This window comes from Sphingobacterium sp. UBA1498 (genome assembly GCF_002325125.1).
Taxonomy (GTDB): Bacteria; Bacteroidota; Bacteroidia; order Sphingobacteriales; family Sphingobacteriaceae; genus Sphingobacterium.
Genome location: NZ_DCRG01000002.1, coordinates 1 through 17,222 on the forward strand (window position 1 = coordinate 1; position 17,222 = coordinate 17,222).

The window sequence follows — 17,222 nt, forward strand, 5'->3', positions numbered from 1 at the left end:
ACATCGTATTTACCAGTTACAGAGCTCGGGAAATATCCATATGGTTCATGTTGCCCGTGGTACTCCGAAGACCGTTACTGATATCCCGGCCAGAATCGCTGCAGGAGAGATTGCAAAAAAGTATGCTCACCAGATGTGTCCAGCTGTTAAGACCTTTATGATGTTTGTCACTATTGTATTTGGATACAAGCTTTTTAAAAATATCCCGGTCTATCAAGGATAGAAGTTTACTGAAAACCGTTTATACTTACCATTGATGAGGTGGTGTAATTGCATTTTCAATATAACGTTTTTTGAAATCGCAATTCACCACTTTTTTTATATGATTTTCTTAATCGTTTTGGACGATAATGAATTTCTTTATTAAAAGATGCTGAACACCGACTTTGTTTTATTCTCTCGCTATAAAAGAACTGATATTTAAGTTTAGAAATCAAGAATTTAACGACCAATCAATATAAATTTAATATGTAAATTTCATTTTAAATTATATATTTGCAAATAATAAGGTAAATATTTACTTTTACACAGCTAAATCATAAATAAAAATGAAAGATAACAGCTCCTCAAAAAGTTTTTGAAAAAAAATAAAATACTGTATGTTAAAAAATCGTTTAAATGAGTGCTGGTAATGATATTTTAACATAAAAATAAAAAACAGACCAATTGACAGAAACTAATTAATATTCAAAAAAAAAACAAACCATTCAACAATATTAACGATGATAACTAAAAACATTAAATACCTTTTTTCTATTTTCGCAAGTTCAACGCTACTTTTAGCTTTAGGTGCATGCTCTAAGGATAGTATGCCGCCAGTACCTCCAGTAATTGAAGAACCAAATATTGATTATAAAAAGTTTGATTTCGGCAATATGGCAGCAATCTCAGGACATAGTATAGAAGATACAATATGGGATGCTGAGAAAAAGAACATTTTAGGCTTTAGACTGGGCAAATCGCAGAAACACCCGTTCTTGTATCCAGAAGGTAATGGCGACCAATATCCAATCGCAAGTTCTACGCTTTCTGCAAACTCTGATGAAAAAGTATTTAGTTCGAGTCTATATATTCCTGCTTCAAAACGTATAATTACCCGATTCGCACTAAACGCGGGTGATGGAAGTTTTGTAAAAAATGATTTTCTCCTAACTGATTATAATGCACAAAAGGATCATATTGAATCGTTTCTGAAAGCAAATAAGGCTATGCCCTATTATGGGCATAAAGATTTTATCTATTCGTTTCATAATTATGAAAATATCAAACTAATATTCGGAAAGGATGTTGACATACAAAAACTCTTTAACATAACCAACAAATCTTATCCTAAAATAGAGCAAGATGGGCTTTTGTACTATGCTTTGAACCCAACATTACGTCTTAGATCTACTTACTTGGATGATGATTATACAAATTATTTTCCACTACAAAAGATCCTTGACGATAACATTTCCCGTGTTCAATTTATAGATTATGGCAAACTTGCGATGATGATCATCGATGCCGATGAAACTAAGATAAAGCCCCTGATAAACAAATTGACTGGTGGTAATGATCTTACAGAAGCGGAAAAAGCAGTACTTAACAAGGCTGCAATTCACTTTCACTATTATGGCTATACGGAACAAGAGCTAGGCAACAAAAGTGATTTAGATAATTTACAACGCGTTAAAAATTATATTGATATAGCGATAAATGTAAAAGACAAAACCTTTAATGTTGAATCCTATGGTCGTCCTATTCAATTTGAGCTAACCACCCATTCAAAAAATTTGGAACAATTTAATAATAAGTTATATTTTAATCAGTTAACATTTAAAAAATGAGAATTAAAAACATTGCCGTAATTAGCCTATTAGCTGTATCTTTTAGCGCCTGTCAAAAAGATGTACAAGTACCCGTAACGGAAAATATCGATCAAGACTCATTGCTTCGTGTATTCCAGAATACAAAAATTCCAGAGAATCCTATTGTTAATCTTTCAAGTAGCCCTAATTTTAATAATATTAATGCTGTAAAATCAAGCGGAGTTATTCGAGATAGTGTGTGGAACAATCAATTAGGAAGAACTTATTTTGTTGAATCAAACAATTTTATGGTTTCTGATGAAACTCAAGATGTTATTTTCCCTGGAGCGATCTTAAATAGCAAAGCTATTGTATCCAAATATGAATTCAATACCTTTCCTCCCAGAATGGTGGAGCCTTTACCGATCCGTGCGAGCGTGTCAATTCCAGGACCATCTGTATCTGGTATCATTGATTTTCCCAGTATCGATGGGACAAGGGATTTCTTAGGTGAAGTTTTAGCTCGCCAAGGTAATGTTGAACAGATAAATAGCTTTTCGTATACATCGAGTCAATTTACTGATTACAATGAACTAAAGTATACTTTTGGTGCAAATGTAGATATAGCTAAGATTGCTAATGCCGCACTTAGTGGAAATAGTACAAAAATTAAAAATAAAACCGGGATAATTGCAAAATTTGTTCAAGAAAACTTTACACTAGATATGTCTTTGCCTAAAAAGACCGAATTGATTAGTGTTAGTGATGCGGACGCCCTACAGCAGGAATATGCACCAACTTATATAAACTCTGTTACCTATGGTAGAATGGGAGTATTTATGGCCGAAACAGATGTTTCATATGAGGAGTTTAATCTTGCGTTTAAAGCGGGCATTAATATCGGTATTGTAAATGCTGATGCACACATGACTGCTGCACAAAAAGCGATCTTGGATCGTGCAAAAATTACGATCTATATGAAATTCGGTCCTGGTCCCGCTTATTCAGCGACGGTAGACAGTTACGAAAAGTTCAAGGCCGCGATCTTGGCAGGTGCAAATGTTCAAGCTAAGTCATATGGAGGACCGATCTCTTTCCGTATGAGAAACTTAAAAGATTTTTCTTTATTCAAGACAATATTTAAGGTCGATGTCAATAAATAAATTATCAATATCCAAGTTAGTACTTGTCGTAGGGCAAGTACTAACCTTAGTGGGCCTTATAGGCTGCAGCAAAGAGATAACGCTCGACCAGAAGGAAGCTAAAGCGGCGAAATTACAAGCAAAAGCCTCGGCAAAGACAATGTTAGAGTCTTCATCTATAACAGTGATGGACAACAACTATGATCTCGTTTATCTGGGTGTTATTCTAAAAGGTAAGGAGATTATTGACAGTGCAACATTTAATCCGATATCAGGATACACAAAACTTCCTATCAGAATAAGTTCATCTTTAGCAGGTAGCACAAGCAGGACAATATCCATTCCGCGCTTATCTACATTTAGGCAAGCAACACGTGATCTCCTTAATGCTATCCCCAATTTGGGGCCAGATATATCTTCTTTCCATTACTACTCCAGGCCTTTCTACGATTACAGTGAATTAAAGCAGGAGTTTGGTTACAATGTAAAGACGAGAAGTCTATTTTCGACGACAAATACTTCAATCATTGATCAATTAACAACAATTAGAAAAAAAAATGGTCTAGTTGTTGGATTTGAAATCGTTAATTTCACACTCGATATGTCGCTTCCAAAAGCTACGGAACTCATAGAAGAAACTGCGTTAAAAAACCTCTTGTCCACAGGTGACAGACCAGTATATATCAGTTCAGTCTCTTTTGGACAAAAGGGAGTCCTTGCCATCGAATCCGATTATTCAAAGGAAGAAACCAACCGTGTATTTGAGAAAATAACTAAAAAAATCTTTAAAAAAAGTACGGAATCTCTTACTACCTCAGAAATAAATATCATCAACAATACGACTATAAGGGTTTTTCTTGTAGGAGGAAGTAACGCAGGGGCTGTAACTCAGATTAACGGATATGATGCCTTCGTTTCTTATATTCAGGATATTGGCACATTTACCGCATCTAATCCCGGATTCCCGATCTCTTTCAGATGCAGGGAACTATCTGACTTTTCCTTATTTAAAATATCTTACTAATTATGCATTTCAAATCAATATATACTTCAGCAATATTCTTAAGTGTTTTCGCGATCACGTCCTGTCAAAAGGAAAGCGCACCTGATAACCTTCATGTAGGAAACTTTAAAGCACCATCATTTGGACAAGTCCTGATCGAAGGTTCATTAGGAATGATAGCAGATGAACCGATACCACAAGCTGGAGTAAATAAAAAAGCATCTTCTAGTTCTAGCGAATCATTGCTTCTAGCTGCTAAGGGAAATAAAATTGGAGCTGTACATGTTCAGAAAAGTGATTTCTGGGTGGACGTGAGTGAACCGGGAAAAACAATTGAGGGTTATGCTGACGAATTTTTAATGACACCAGAATGGTTGGGGCGCTTAGATGTATTTCACCTTGGCTCATTAATAAAAGGAAATACTTTGCAGGATCTCTCATTTGTCCCGTTATCGGAAAGAGAGGGACATTTCACAAGTAAACCAATATTTGCTTCAGTGTCTTTCCCTGCAAATACAGTTTCTGGAAGTTTTACCCCTGATGTAATGGCGACGTCAGAATTTTTTAGCAAATTAATGCAACAAAATGGTATTTCTACTATCCAAAAAAGCAATTTTAAATATGAAATAAAAGAATTCAACTATTTCAGTGAAATAAAAACCGTTTTTGGATCCAATGTAGACGTCAAAGCTATTTTTTACAAATCTGGATCTACAAGTACAAATGCAACAGATCAAATAAGTAAATCCAGCGGTTTGGTAGCATCTTTTACTCAGGAAAACTTTTCTGTCGATATGGACTTACCTGAACCTGGCGAATTGTATGAAAACTTGAATATGGGGGCACTAAATAATACGCTGCCAGGATATATAAGTTCTGTTAAATATGGTTCAAAAGGTGTACTATTAATCGAAAGCGAAGAAACTACGGATGTACTAAAAACAACTTTCAAAAAAGCATTTTCTGTAATGGGTGGACTTGTTAGTGGTACACAGACACTAACCTCCGATGAAAACAAGGTAATTCGTGAAGCGGATCTTCAAATCTTCTTTACTGGTGCAGATGGTAAAAGTACTATTAAAAAATTGGGGTCTTTTGACGAACTTATAGGTCTAATAAAAACCGGAACGACTTTTTCTGCTTCAACGCCGGGAGTTCCTATTGCATTTAAAATGAGAACTGCCAAGACCAATACTACTATAGTGAGTAACTTTTCCATTAAAATTCCTTTTAAGCCGTTTTATATTAAACAGGAATTTATTGCAGACCCTAATATTCAGTCCGCTCCACGACATGAACTTCACTTATCTTTTTTTGCAGATAAAGATGCACGTATCCCAATTAATGTACCTAAGGGTACGCCAATTTATGCGGATACAAAATTCTTGCGAATCCAACGCGAAGGTTCGCCTAGAGAAGGTTTTACTTTTCAGCACATCTATGGGCCGGAAGCGCATTATAATCTAACCCAAGGTAATAAGATGATCATAAAACCTGTCTTATTGATCAGTGGTTTGAGCGGTTCACCCACTGGACAGTATAGAGATGTTGCAGAACGTGTGTATATCTATAAGCCTTCTACAACTCCTCCAAGGCCTGATCGTCCAGATAGATCACCAAAAGGTTCTTAGCAATCGACTATGTTATTTTACAATGTTTTAATTAGGGCGACTCTCCTTTTTCTTTTTTATGGGACTTTTATTTCTTGTAAAAAGGAAAAGGAAGAGGTCGTTAGAGATAATCAATCCGCCAAATCATTAGTGGACTCTATTTATTTATATGGACAACAGGTATATTATTGGAACAATCAATTACCCAATGAAATAACTTTTAATAACTACAAAAATACACTCAAATCTTCGGATGAATTGGAGAATATACAAGCCGGTTTGTTTTATATAAGTCAATTCGCGAAAAACAGGCAAACGGGAAGAAAATATGAGTTATCCAATATCGAAGGAATAAGTAAATATACCACAATTGTAGCTCCGGAACAAAAGAAAGATAATCTATTGAACGGATTTGGGATAAACATTACGAACATTAACAATAGTTCGCTGCTTGTAAAATATGTAATTCCCAATTCACCAGCCGCGAAGAATGGACTAAAACGAGGTGATGAAATTCTTGCAATTAACGGATTGAAATCTCAAAACATAACAGATTACAAAAATACATTCGCCGGTAATAAGTTGGATATTTCTTATTTGACCAATGCGAGTGAACAACGGTTTATTGTTTTGGAAAAGAGTAATTACTCACCAAACTCTATTATAAATCATCAGATTATCAATGACAGCTATGGGTATATATCACTACTTAACTTCCCTTCCCATTTCAATGATCTTGACAAAATATTCCAGACATTTGACTCAAAAAACATTAAAAATTTAATCATTGATCTCCGATATAATATGGGTGGATTTTTGAGTGGCTGTGATGAGTTTGTTAATCACATGATTACTGATAAGCTTCATAACAAGGTCTATAGAAAGGAATTATACAACAAAACAATGCAGAAAAGAAAAGCGACAATTTTAAAAAACAAACCAGTTCTTGATCAAGAGGGAGTTCCTATTTTCTTTATAGAAAATCGTGTAGGAACCTTTTATGATATTGATTATTCTCTAGAAAACAACATCTATTTTTTTAATAAATTAGGTTCTTTTAACACGCTAAAAAAAGTTTACTTCATAGTAAGCAAAGAAACTGCCTCGGCAAGCGAACTATTAATAAACTCTCTTGAGCCTTACGTCGATATGGAAATAATTGGAGTTTCGAATAATGATGAACAGGGAAAAGTTTATACCTATGGAAAACCAGTCGGATCAATAGCCATACCAATAGGGCGATATAGTGTATATTACACCATGTTTCAAAATATTAATGCAAAAAATCAAGGCGACTATTTTGAAGGGATTTTGTCTGATTGGACAACGATAGATGATCTAAGAAAAGATTTTGGCGACATCGCTGACCCTGCCATAAAGCACTGCATGAGAATTGGCACTAAAGCGGATGTAAAGCCTACCGCAGTCCAAAAAATTAAAATGCAAGAGATTTATCAGGAAATAACACAAAGACCAATACTAATCAAAGAATTCTCGCTCGCTCATTAACGTATATAAAAATACATTATGAAATCTAACTCATTTAAATTGGTGATAGTTCTTTAATTATCACTCAATGTAAATTGTAAATAAGAATGCAGCGTAATTGGTAAGTTGGAGTGCAGCATTTTCGGCACTAATAAATACACAATACAGTCCAAATGTATCCTATAAAAGTTACTAGTCCAAGAATGTTTTTCTATGCTACATTCTATAACTTTCCCCCTGTGAGGTTTATCACTTCGCATCGGAACAAAATCCGATCTGAAAGTGTGGTTGCAATAACTTAATCCTTCAGCATTTTAGCCCATTCTGTGTATCCGTCCTACAAGTAGATATTGACTTAGGTTCTCTTAGAGCTTAGCCAAGTATAAACAAAGAAGAAAAAAGAACACAGATGCTGTCTATAATATCAGACTGGCATCAGAGCGGGTAAAGTAAGAAAACCTACTGCGCGGAAAATGGGATCAACGAAGCGACCTCTTATTATTAGTTCTCGCGCAGTCAAGAAAACGATACTCCCCTGAGGGACTTTAGAAGCATCTTTAAGTAGCCAAGAAAGAATGATATTGAGATTATTTAGCCCAACGGTGTGCGTATAAAAACCGAAAATGATCTGGCCCTTGCTTCACAGCCGATCCGTCTGTATTGATGTTTGCCTTGGGTTGCTCGCACCGTTTTATCTTTATGAACGATTTGCGACATGCGAATATCATTCGACGGTCTCTGCGGACTGATCAGTTCGGGCATGCAGCAACACGCTACCAGTGGTAAAGTGTTCGTTCATTATTGTCTTCCAATAAAACGGGTGGGATTCCTTTCGCAAAGGGAATGTCATCATTTTCGTTAGTCAATGCAAAATCACCACTACAGATACCCAATATCCCTGTTTTCTGTGGATGTAAACCTTTCCAGCTGTTCGTCCGTAATTTGAAACTAAATCACTTACTATCATAGCTAAATATTTCTTACCGTCTGAATTCCAGCCGCCTTTACCGCTGCCTGCATGGCCACTGTAATTTATGATACCATATCCCGCTGATAGCGAAAATTCTCCCGCATGGAATGTGACGCTCTGGTTGGCTCCAAATCCCCATCCCTTACTAGATTTTGTAAATGATCTTTTTATTTGCAATCGATATCATTAACTGCATCACATTTTAAACAATGATCTATTATTATATGATTGGCATAAATCATACTTAACGAAGACGTATTGTGTTAAAGTTTTTAAGGTTTTTATCACTTCGAGGAAAGATAGTAATCAAGAATAAATCATCTAGGTCACCAGTAAATTTAATAGGTGAAACAGAAATTAGCATGATATTACTTTCATCAACTAAAACTTCATCGGGATTCGAGGGTGTAAATTAAACTGTCAGATAAAGAATATTTATATTAGACACAGAATAATGGGAAACGAGAAATTTGATTTTGAGCGCTTCAAAGCGGAAGCGATGAAGGAGCTTTACGCCGGTAAAAAGATGGGCGGTACTGATGGTGTTTTTGCTCCGATGCTGAAACACCTTTTGGAATCGATGCTTGAGGGCGAGCTTGATCATCATATCGAGGAAAGCAAAGCCTCTGGAGAAAACAACCGTAAAAACGGGAAGACAAAAAAGACGGTCAGAAGTCTTCAGTCCGGCCATTTTGAACTGGAAAGTAACCGTGACCGTAATGGCACTTTTGAACCTAAGATAGTCCCTAAACGTCAGCTGATTATCACCGAAGAACTGGAAGACAATGTTTTAGCAATGTATGCCCGAGGAATGAGCACGCGTGATATTTCCAGCTATGTTAAGGAGATGTACGCGATGGATATCTCTGCTACAGAAATTTCCCACATCACTGACAAGATCATTCCTGCGATGAACGAGTGGCGAAACCGTCCGCTTGAATCGGTCTATCCTTTTGTTTTTCTGGACTGCATGCACTACAAAGTCAAGGATAATGGCAGCGTGCAGAGCCGGGCGGTTTATAATATCTTGGGAGTCAATCAAGATGGCCGTAAAGAACTGATCGGCATCTACCTTTCGGAGAACGAAGGTGCCAAGTTCTGGTTATCGGTTCTGAGCGATCTCAAACAACGGGGTGTGGAGGATATCCTGGTAGCCTGCGTGGACGGTCTGAAAGGTTTTCCGGAGGCTATCGAATCCATCTACCCCAAAACACAGGTTCAGCTTTGCATCGTACACCAGATACGCTCTAGCCTAAGATATGTGCCGGAAAAAGATAAAAAAGCCGTTATTGCCGATATGAAACCTGTTTATCAGGCCAATAATCAGGAACAGGGCTATGAAAAACTATTGGAGTTTGAGGATAAATGGGGCAAAAAATACCCGCTTTCGGTCAAAGGCTGGCTGGATAACTGGGGAAATCTCTCTACCTATTTTGAATACACCCCAGACATCAGAAAAGCAATCTATACTACGAACGCGATCGAGGCTATGCACCGTCAGATCAGAAAAGTCACCAAGACCAAGGGGGCATTTACTTCGGATCAGGCACTGTTAAAGCTTGTATATCTGGCTATAAAAGATATTTCCAAAAAATGGACCATGCCGATTCGAAATTGGGGTTTGACAATGCAACAATTACATATTAAATTTGGGGATAGGATCAAAGCCTTCGGCAACTCCTTTTAGGGTTCGGGCTTGAGGCTTTCAGCCTCTTAATCCCGAACCCTAAAAGGAGTACTGTGACACAGTTCAGTTTACACTACCCGGGATTCTGTTGAACAACCCGATCATCAATTTTAAATAATACTCGTTCAGATTTTACGTTGGTATATTTGTTTTTTAATGTAGACAAATTTATTAAAACCGGTTTATATCCAGGTTTCAGTTCAACCACCAACGCTTTCTTCTCAGTATTGTGCCCTATCGAATTAATACCTTCGGCTTTCAATGTCGGTACAATATCATCCAAATAATCTTTGCCTTGGATTTCAATTATAGAATGCGCTCGATTATCAAGTACTCTGTAGACTACCTTTGGAACGGTATCCGTCTTTCTATAGATCTCAAGAGATTCTTGCCCATAAGCTATACCTAAGGAAATTGTTGACAGAAGAGTCAAAAAGGATATTTTTTCATTTATCATTAAAATTTTATTACAAATTGTTTATCATGTTGTTTACTAACAATATGTGGAAATAACAATTATACATTGATCTTATCTTTTCTCGCTCAAAGCTCAAATATGTTGCTCTTAGATCATGAAGTTCACTATAGGTGATTTTTTCATTTTTAAAATTAATTTCGGCATCATTAAGTGTGACCTCTCTACAAAAAGGTGGAGCATTTAAAAATAGGGAATTCGGTTATGAATTACTAATTTTAAAAGGGAGGAAAAACGATGAAAAAATCACAGGTTACCGAAGCACAGCTCGCCTTTGCGATCAAAGAGTCCGAGACAGGTACCCGAGTGGAAGAGGTCTGCAGAAAAATGGGTATCAGCGAGGCTAGATTCTACAACTGGAAGAAGAGAATGCGCAGCAGAATAAGCTTGTGACAGATCTTAGTCTAGACAAACAGATCCTGCAGGATGTATTAAAAAAAGTTTTAAAGCCTTCGCAACATAGAACAATGGTTACCTATTTAGTGGGAGAAAACTATCAGCTTTATCTCCATCTTGCCGACCTCACAAAAGATCAGTTGAAACAGGAACGTATAGAGCAGTTGAAAGGACTTTCTCTAGATGCGAGACTCAAAAACGTGGAGGACTGGGATGAGCTGGCTATTACTTTAGGGGGGAGCTGGGAAGAAAAAACTATCTAACTATGAAAGTTATTACCAAGTTTTTCGCTTCCAAAAAAACATTAAATAAACCAACTGAAAGCAGTATGAGTTCGCTCGCCCCGAAAGTACTGACAAAACCGGATACACAATGAGAATATTTCTAACGTTTATAATAGTAACCTTTTTTCCTAATTTTTTGCTGTCCCAAACAACTGTGACGGTAATAATGACAGGTCCTGATAAAGATAGAATTACTGCGGCAGATATGTTTGATACATATCAAAATGAGATCATTACGAACTCTTATCGTGACACTTTAAAATACCATTTTACCAGAGCACCTAAAGTTGAGCAGTATTGGATTCGTTATTTTATAGGGGAAAAAATGTATAGGCATGCATTATGGCTTAATGACGGCCAAATAACAGTATACGCTCATTTAGGGGAAGATGACTTAGTTATTGATTCGATTTTAAACTCTAGTATTCAACGAGAGGTCGATGACTACTACGTACAGCTAGGACAACTACCCAAAGAAAAAAGGAATTTATTTAAATTAGGACAGATCAAAAGGTTTATCAATACTCCTTTTTCTTTTGAGATTGGTGATAGTTTTCTTATGACTAATTCAATAAATAAAAGTAACCTGATTCCGCTTAAACAAGTTTTTGATCTACAGGGCGATCAGTTTTTCGATAGAAGTGACTATAAGAATGTTGTTGGAAAATTGAATGTGATCTTAAACATTGACCGGATAAACCTCGACCAATATGTGTTCATTGACCGGTTTAATAAAAACGATAGAGCAAAAATGCCAGAAGCTAAGTACTATTTGCTGGACTTTTGGTATTTGGGCTGCGCCCCATGCAGGGAAGACCATAAGAAAATGAAGTTAATGTCGAAATCATTGAAAGATAAAAAAGTCGAAGTTATCGGTCTTTCAATAGACGAAAATATTTTAGAATGGCAAAAATATCTACGAAACAATGAATATGATTGGACAAATTATATAGTACCTGAAACAAATATGCTTCTCAATGATCTTAAAATAAGTTCTTATCCTTCTTATTTTCTCATAGACAGTAACTATAATTTTATAGGTGTTTTTGCAAATATTGATCAATTTCAATATGATTTTTTGGATAAACTAAAATAATTTATTTTCAGACTCTAAAAGCTCTACATAATTTTATTCTGTGATTTCTCAAATATTTTATGATCTCTTTTACCAGTAAAAACATTTTTACACTCCAAAAGCACTGCATATTTATCTGTATCACTGAAAAGGTATAGTTATGCCGGCAATTCAGCTACAGCTTTTCCTTTCATTCCCTCGTTAACCAGATAACCAACAAAAGCAGCAAAAGGAGCAATATCTTGATCTACGCTTGCTTTTTCAAGCGCTTGCATATATTCACCTCTTCTTTCCACGGGTATCACTGTCCAAGGATAGCCTCCAGAAGCCAGCATGGCATTCATTAAGAATCTTCCAATACGTCCGTTACCATCCATGTAAGGGTGAATGAATACAAATATAAAATGTCCTAAAACAGCCCTAACAGATGCTTCTGGTTCTTCTTCGAGCATTTCAAACAATATAGGCATAGCATCTCTCATAGCGTCTACGCTAAGTGGAACATGCTTGGAATTACCTTTATATACCTGATGGTTACGATAAGCGGCAAGATTTGATGCTTTCAGTATTCCAGCAGTTACGCTTGGGTCAAACAGCTCTCTATACCATTTTGAATGATCCATATCTGCTTGTATACCGGCATTTTTCCCTTGTAAAACAGCTCTTATACTTTCTTTTACAGAAAGGAAAGCTTGATAATAGCCTCTGCCAGCCATCGCATCACGTTGCTTAGGGTCTTCCTCATTTTCCTTGGCATTCCATTCGCCTGAACTTACCTTGGCAATAAGCTCGGGCGTTACTCGGTAACGCTCAATGGATAGTGAGTGGTAAGCATCTGTCAAATATATATCGTCTATATTTTTAATATACAAATCATGATTGGCTGGAATGCCGGGTGAAGCAGGAAAGCTTTTGATCACAACTTCACGCATTTGTGTCCACATCAGGCGTATACGGTTTGGGTAGGGTGAACGTTCACGGGTGGACAACTTTAGGTCCAGTTTGCTTTCAAAAGGATCTTCTTCACGGATATCATAGTCTGCCTGCTTAAAAGTGTCTATAATTTGATCGGCTATCTTGTCCCTGTCAATATTACGGAAAGCGCCGGCAAGGCGTCCGGCTAAAGTAGTATGTCCGTTCTCTAGAAGTACTGGTAAAAGCTCCGAAGCATCGCGTATCAGTGACAATACTGTGCGTGCATCAATAGCATTACGGGTATAGGTGCTGGCAGAACTGTATATTAATGCCGACTGTAGATTGTACATCCGGATACCATTTGGAGTTACCATAAGCTGATCTGCAGATGGCAGCTCTCCACGCATATTGAACAATGAAGTATTATGTGGCAACGGCGTAGGATTGTTGTTTCCTTGCGGCGAACGAACAAGCAATTGCTGTGGTACCGACTGATTGGCCGCATGTAGCAATAGTGACTGATCGGCAGACAGGCACCAATTATCACCATACTTTCTTTCCAGAAATACAGCAATAAAATCCCAATAAGAGCTATACCAGGCTATTGTCTCACCATCCTTTTCCTCCGGACTGGTGGTGATATACCATCCTTTAGCTACCTCTCGTATAAAACCATTCTTGGAAAGTATCTCACGGTATTTCCGGTTCGGCATATCATCGGTATGAATGCTTACAATCCCCTTTTCCTGTAGTTCTTGCAAGAATTTTAAGGCTTCTACAAATCTTTCACGTGGTGTTGCCATAACCTTATAAATTTATTAAACACTGCTGTGTTATTTTTATTAAAAATAGATGTGATAAATTTAGTAAATATTGTTGTGATTTTTTTATTAAAACAAGACGTGTTTATTTTATTTTATTATGATGTGGTAATTATATTAAACAGTGTTTTTTTTAAATAATACAGAATTTTCGTAAACTTTACAATTCTGTAAAACTCATACTAAATAGAGGCATTTGTGCAACACCTGAGAAGTTATGAAAGCCAGAACACCGCCTTCACGGAGCATGTCCGTTCCCTTTAATATTATTTGCTGGACTTTTGGTATTTGGGCTGCACCCCATGCAGGGATGACCATACGAAAATGAAGTTAATTTCGAAATCATTGAAAGATAAAAAAGTCGAAGTTATCGGTCTTTCAACAGATGAAAATATTTTAGAATGGCAAAAATATCAAAGAAACAATAAATATGATTGGACAAATTGAAGATATATTAGACTTCAACGCAATCAAGGCCATTAAATTCACTCGATTCCAATGCAGAGGCGTTGGTTAATACTGTTAATACGGATGGTGTAACGGGAAAAGGTATTGCACTACAATTTAAGAATGAATATCCCGGCAACTACAAAGAATATCGTAAGCGTGTAAAAACGGAGATATCGGTATCGGCAAGTTATTCGTGTACGAGGAAGAAAACCTCTTAGGCGGGAACAAACTTATAATTAATTTCCCAACAAAGACAATCTGGAGAAAGCGATCTGAATACTCCTATATAGAAGCTGGATTAAGAGATCTAATCAAAATTATAAAACAAAGAAATATTAGATCTATTGCCATCCCCCCCCCCTTTGGGAGCTGGTAATGGTGGACTTGACTGGAATACTTTTAATGGTATAATTGGCTCCAAAATCGCGATCCTTAAAACTACTAGATTCAACCAAACAGATCAATCCGTTTCTGGAACCACCTTGATAACGTTCAAATAAGCAGATCGAACCATTGGAAATAATCTTATTCATGGATTCCCCAATCACTTTACAGGCAAAATAACGTTTTGGATCCTGATAGCGTCCTTCAACTTCAATATACTGCAAAGTCTCACTTTGCTGTAACTTGGAAAAACTGCCTGCTGCGATTTCTAGATCGTAATATGGTATAGAGCCTGCTGTAGGTTCGGAACTAATACGACATGAAGGAATGACTTGTGATTCGTTTTCGCTATTACCTGTCACAACCTCCATATGCTGACTTAAATAGGCTTTAAGATTTGGATTACACACATAAATGTAGACGCCCCTAATCCCTCTAAACATCAATGTCTTGTAGATATTTTTGACATAGAATAATAAATCCAACATCGGTGCTATTCTTACCATTTGTATCCTTATATTCATCCCGATACAACACGATAGTTTTAGCAATAGGATCATAATCGATCTCTTTACCAAAGACGATAGCAATATAATTTAGGTCATTGCCAAATACGGTATGTATACTCCCTACTTCATTTATCGCATTTTTTGAATTGATCCAATCTTTAGCTGTCGAATTCCAACGAAGATCTATTCCCTCAATGGTCATATCGTAAAGGTGCCTATTTTTTTTATCCTTGGTCTTATATTCCCAGCTAAAGCCTGCAACAAATCTGGACAGTCCTGTCTCTGCTTCTTTGTGGAAAACCTGTTATAATTCAATAAATTTCACATTCAAGCTTATCCTAAAAAGAGCTATAGCTTATGAAAAATTAATGGTATCGATCCCTCTTCTAAGGAATTGTACTCATCCAAATGATAATGATAGTCTTTAGGCACATTATCCTGAGCTAGAGTCAATAATTGCTTTGCTATTGAAACAAGTGCCGCTTTATTAGCTGAAATCATTAAAGATCCGCCCTCTATTTTTGCCTCGATTTCAAACCCATGTTCCCAAGTAATTTGAAAGCCCTTATCTTCTGAATATTCAGGTATTATAACATCTATAGTCATTTTAATCAATTAAAAATATGTGATAATTATCTTTCACCATCATTTTTCCCTGTTTAGCGGGATTAGGAATTAAAGTTTAGAAATTGACATGCGGCCCTCCTCCATGTGCACCTGTAATATCACTCACTCCCATTCTAAATAGTCTTTTACCGTCAGAAGAAATAAATCTCCCACTCCCTGGAACTGCTTCTTTGTATCCCTTTCCAAGATATTGTTGAGCCATATCCAGCACTTCATTTGCAGACATCCTCATTCCGTCTCTAAGACCTAATTTCGCTAAAGATTTATATGTAATGGTAATATCATTAGCACCTGAAATATTTAACCCTGTTGATAAAAAACCAATCCCAGCTAAAAGATAATTTGGTTTATTTGAAAAACTACCAGAGCCATATTTCACTAATTGATATAACCCTCCAAGAACCGGCCATTCAGAAATCTCTTCATCAGCTTTATCAGCTTTTTTACTAAGTTTATCAACGACAGATCTATTTGATGAAATCTGTTGAGCTTCCTCAGCATTCTTAGGACCTGACCCCGACCCAATACCCATCTTAGCCATTAACTTTTGCAACCAACCATCATCTCCTCCTTGCTGATGATAAGCCATGGCTTGATCAAGGCTTACATCATTCCCTTGCTCATCGCGGTATCGTTGTTCATCATAGTCATAATACATACCATGTTGACCAGCTCTAGGTGCCATCCCGTCAGGATCAATAAACCTGATCGGATTGTTGAAAGCATAATTATACGGACTGTGCCTCCTCATCATATCCGCTGCCGGATCAACTACATTCCATCTTCCTATCTCCGCATCATAAAAACGTGCTCCGTAATCCAGCTGCCCTTCCAGTACATAAGAACTTCCCAAGGTATGCGCACCACCATTCAGGTCAGTCTGCATCTCCTTGCCATTATAAAGATACTTATTATTGATACTCGTTGCAATAGATTTCGTCTTACCGAATGGATAGTAATCCTGCATCTGCATCACTGTAGCAACCGGTGCTGTCGCCGTACCTGGACTTGCAAATAAAATCGGTAGTGCTAGTTAAGCAGTGTAAATACATCCCACCTGATCTATCCCAGCATCTTCGTACGCCCAGCACTTTGACTTCGGGATGCCACGTACCCTTCGTCTTTTCATCTGCATTCCGGGGACGGATATAATACCCTATAATGACATCTTTGTGCAATTCTCCGTCGGCCTCAGCCTGCTTAGTCCAAGAAAAACCTGTCAGAGACTTTAACATGAATTGTGTAATGGAACAATTAAATAAAATTTTTATATCTCTTCTTCTTTTATTTCAAAAACATTTAGAATAGTAGCCAAATCTGATTAGCATCTGCTCCTTTTATTCCCATTGCAGCAAATATATCCGGTGTAGGTAGGTCATTTTTAATCTGCTTTAAGAAGTCAATTAACATTACACGAATATTTTCTGGAAATGGGAACCTACTCTATAGGTAGACCTATTTTAGCGGACGATTACCTCTCCAAATATATTGAAAATAAAACAAATATTACCCACTGTGAATTTTGTAATAAATGCCACTATTATTCACGTAAAAAAGATTTTATTGAATGCAGCGTAAATCAAAAATTATTTTAAG

General features: G+C 36.8%; 17 protein-coding genes and 2 pseudogenes. 10 read left to right on the forward strand and 9 right to left on the reverse strand.

What is annotated here, in order from left to right; all coding sequences use genetic code 11:
- Window positions 1–16: 16 nt before the first annotated feature.
- Entirely contained in the window at window positions 17–217 is a 201-nt protein-coding gene (locus B3139_RS21490) for a DUF4372 domain-containing protein (RefSeq protein WP_414711819.1), read from the reverse strand.
- A 505-nt stretch (window positions 218–722) separates the two neighbouring features.
- Between B3139_RS21490 and B3139_RS01310 the strand changes: the two genes are divergently transcribed.
- Genes B3139_RS01310 through B3139_RS01330 form a run of 5 tightly spaced genes read left to right on the forward strand, consistent with a single transcriptional unit; the run spans window position 723 to window position 7,054 of the window.
- On the forward strand, window positions 723–1,829 hold the full coding sequence (locus tag B3139_RS01310; RefSeq protein ID WP_293879437.1) for a hypothetical protein: 1,107 nt from the start codon (window positions 723–725) through the stop codon (window positions 1,827–1,829).
- Complete coding sequence (locus tag B3139_RS01315) at window positions 1,826–2,953, forward strand: thiol-activated cytolysin family protein (RefSeq protein WP_293879438.1); 1,128 nt, start codon at window positions 1,826–1,828, stop codon at window positions 2,951–2,953. The genes B3139_RS01310 and B3139_RS01315 overlap by 4 nt, the downstream gene beginning before the upstream one ends.
- Window positions 2,940–3,956 (forward strand): thiol-activated cytolysin family protein, encoded by a 1,017-nt coding sequence (locus tag B3139_RS01320; protein WP_293879439.1) that lies wholly within the window; start codon window positions 2,940–2,942, stop codon window positions 3,954–3,956. Before B3139_RS01315 ends, B3139_RS01320 begins: the two co-directional genes overlap by 14 nt.
- 2 nt (window positions 3,957–3,958) lie before the next feature.
- Window positions 3,959–5,566: a thiol-activated cytolysin family protein gene (locus tag B3139_RS01325; protein ID WP_293879440.1), complete on the forward strand. Its 1,608-nt coding sequence runs from the start codon at window positions 3,959–3,961 to the stop codon at window positions 5,564–5,566.
- Window positions 5,567–5,575: 9 nt separating this feature from the next.
- The gene (locus tag B3139_RS01330) at window positions 5,576–7,054 is read left to right on the forward strand and encodes a S41 family peptidase (RefSeq protein ID WP_293879441.1); all 1,479 of its coding nucleotides are present in this window, start codon (window positions 5,576–5,578) and stop codon (window positions 7,052–7,054) included.
- Between the two features lie 841 nt (window positions 7,055–7,895).
- Here the strand turns inward: B3139_RS01330 and B3139_RS01335 are convergent.
- Window positions 7,896–8,180, reverse strand: a complete 285-nt coding sequence (locus B3139_RS01335; protein WP_293879442.1) for a polymorphic toxin type 23 domain-containing protein — start codon at window positions 8,178–8,180, stop codon at window positions 7,896–7,898.
- 277 nt (window positions 8,181–8,457) lie between these two features.
- Between B3139_RS01335 and B3139_RS01340 the strand changes: the two genes are divergently transcribed.
- Complete coding sequence (locus tag B3139_RS01340) at window positions 8,458–9,690, forward strand: IS256 family transposase (RefSeq protein WP_293879443.1); 1,233 nt, start codon at window positions 8,458–8,460, stop codon at window positions 9,688–9,690.
- A 73-nt stretch (window positions 9,691–9,763) separates the two neighbouring features.
- Here the strand turns inward: B3139_RS01340 and B3139_RS01345 are convergent, their stop codons facing one another.
- Window positions 9,764–10,147: a hypothetical protein gene (locus B3139_RS01345; RefSeq protein WP_293879444.1), complete on the reverse strand. Its 384-nt coding sequence runs from the start codon at window positions 10,145–10,147 to the stop codon at window positions 9,764–9,766.
- 255 nt (window positions 10,148–10,402) lie between these two features.
- On the opposite strand from B3139_RS01345, the pseudogene B3139_RS01350 reads away from it, so the two are divergent.
- A pseudogene (locus tag B3139_RS01350) lies at window positions 10,403–10,638 on the forward strand (transposase); the annotation flags it as partial.
- A gap of 295 nt (window positions 10,639–10,933) precedes the next feature.
- A complete protein-coding gene (locus tag B3139_RS01355; protein ID WP_293879445.1) occupies window positions 10,934–11,941 on the forward strand; it encodes a TlpA family protein disulfide reductase in 1,008 nt (335 codons plus the stop codon).
- 137 nt (window positions 11,942–12,078) lie between these two features.
- Here B3139_RS01355 and B3139_RS01360 read toward each other — a convergent pair whose 3' ends face one another.
- Window positions 12,079–13,638, reverse strand: a complete 1,560-nt coding sequence (locus B3139_RS01360) for a Fic family protein (RefSeq protein WP_293879446.1) — start codon at window positions 13,636–13,638, stop codon at window positions 12,079–12,081.
- 288 nt (window positions 13,639–13,926) lie between these two features.
- On the opposite strand from B3139_RS01360, the gene B3139_RS21495 reads away from it, so the two are divergent.
- Together B3139_RS21495 and B3139_RS21500 are read left to right on the forward strand one after the other, a co-directional pair.
- On the forward strand, window positions 13,927–14,103 hold the full coding sequence (locus B3139_RS21495) for a thioredoxin-like domain-containing protein (protein ID WP_409530109.1): 177 nt from the start codon (window positions 13,927–13,929) through the stop codon (window positions 14,101–14,103).
- 196 nt (window positions 14,104–14,299) lie between these two features.
- On the forward strand, window positions 14,300–14,482 hold the full coding sequence (locus tag B3139_RS21500; protein WP_409530108.1) for a macro domain-containing protein: 183 nt from the start codon (window positions 14,300–14,302) through the stop codon (window positions 14,480–14,482).
- Here the strand turns inward: B3139_RS21500 and B3139_RS01365 are convergent.
- The 5 genes and pseudogenes from B3139_RS01365 to B3139_RS01385 all read right to left on the reverse strand — a co-directional run bounded on the left by B3139_RS01365 (window position 14,448) and on the right by B3139_RS01385 (window position 16,861).
- Window positions 14,448–14,978 (reverse strand): S24 family peptidase, encoded by a 531-nt coding sequence (locus B3139_RS01365; protein WP_293879447.1) that lies wholly within the window; start codon window positions 14,976–14,978, stop codon window positions 14,448–14,450. The two genes, B3139_RS21500 and B3139_RS01365, sit on opposite strands and share 35 nt — an antisense overlap.
- A pseudogene (locus tag B3139_RS01370) lies at window positions 14,926–15,282 on the reverse strand (DNA/RNA helicase domain-containing protein); the annotation flags it as partial. The pseudogene B3139_RS01370 and the gene B3139_RS01365, both read right to left, overlap by 53 nt.
- A 65-nt stretch (window positions 15,283–15,347) precedes the next feature.
- On the reverse strand, window positions 15,348–15,605 hold the full coding sequence (locus tag B3139_RS01375; RefSeq protein WP_293879448.1) for an Imm32 family immunity protein: 258 nt from the start codon (window positions 15,603–15,605) through the stop codon (window positions 15,348–15,350).
- 76 nt (window positions 15,606–15,681) lie between these two features.
- Window positions 15,682–16,593 (reverse strand): RHS repeat-associated core domain-containing protein, encoded by a 912-nt coding sequence (locus tag B3139_RS21505; protein ID WP_414711820.1) that lies wholly within the window; start codon window positions 16,591–16,593, stop codon window positions 15,682–15,684.
- On the reverse strand, window positions 16,568–16,861 hold the full coding sequence (locus B3139_RS01385) for a hypothetical protein (protein ID WP_293879449.1): 294 nt from the start codon (window positions 16,859–16,861) through the stop codon (window positions 16,568–16,570). The genes B3139_RS21505 and B3139_RS01385 overlap by 26 nt, the downstream gene beginning before the upstream one ends.
- Window positions 16,862–17,222 lie beyond the last annotated feature (361 nt).

Bases quoted from the DNA above. Each gene is read 5' to 3' on its own strand.
- B3139_RS01310 (WP_293879437.1), top strand. From the start codon at position 723: ATGATAACTAAAAACATTAAATACCTTTTTTCTATTTTCGCAAGTTCA.
- B3139_RS01315 (WP_293879438.1), top strand. From the start codon at position 1,826: ATGAGAATTAAAAACATTGCCGTAATTAGCCTATTAGCTGTATCTTTT.
- B3139_RS01320 (WP_293879439.1), top strand. From the start codon at position 2,940: ATGTCAATAAATAAATTATCAATATCCAAGTTAGTACTTGTCGTAGGG.
- B3139_RS01325 (WP_293879440.1), top strand. From the start codon at position 3,959: ATGCATTTCAAATCAATATATACTTCAGCAATATTCTTAAGTGTTTTC.
- B3139_RS01330 (WP_293879441.1), top strand. From the start codon at position 5,576: ATGTTATTTTACAATGTTTTAATTAGGGCGACTCTCCTTTTTCTTTTT.
- B3139_RS01340 (WP_293879443.1), top strand. From the start codon at position 8,458: ATGGGAAACGAGAAATTTGATTTTGAGCGCTTCAAAGCGGAAGCGATG.
- B3139_RS01345 (WP_293879444.1), bottom strand. From the start codon at position 10,147: ATGATAAATGAAAAAATATCCTTTTTGACTCTTCTGTCAACAATTTCC.
- B3139_RS01355 (WP_293879445.1), top strand. From the start codon at position 10,934: ATGAGAATATTTCTAACGTTTATAATAGTAACCTTTTTTCCTAATTTT.
- B3139_RS01360 (WP_293879446.1), bottom strand. From the start codon at position 13,638: ATGGCAACACCACGTGAAAGATTTGTAGAAGCCTTAAAATTCTTGCAA.
- B3139_RS01365 (WP_293879447.1), bottom strand. From the start codon at position 14,978: ATGTTGGATTTATTATTCTATGTCAAAAATATCTACAAGACATTGATG.
- B3139_RS01375 (WP_293879448.1), bottom strand. From the start codon at position 15,605: ATGACTATAGATGTTATAATACCTGAATATTCAGAAGATAAGGGCTTT.
- B3139_RS21505 (WP_414711820.1), bottom strand. From the start codon at position 16,593: ATGCAGGATTACTATCCATTCGGTAAGACGAAATCTATTGCAACGAGT.
- B3139_RS01385 (WP_293879449.1), bottom strand. From the start codon at position 16,861: ATGTTAAAGTCTCTGACAGGTTTTTCTTGGACTAAGCAGGCTGAGGCC.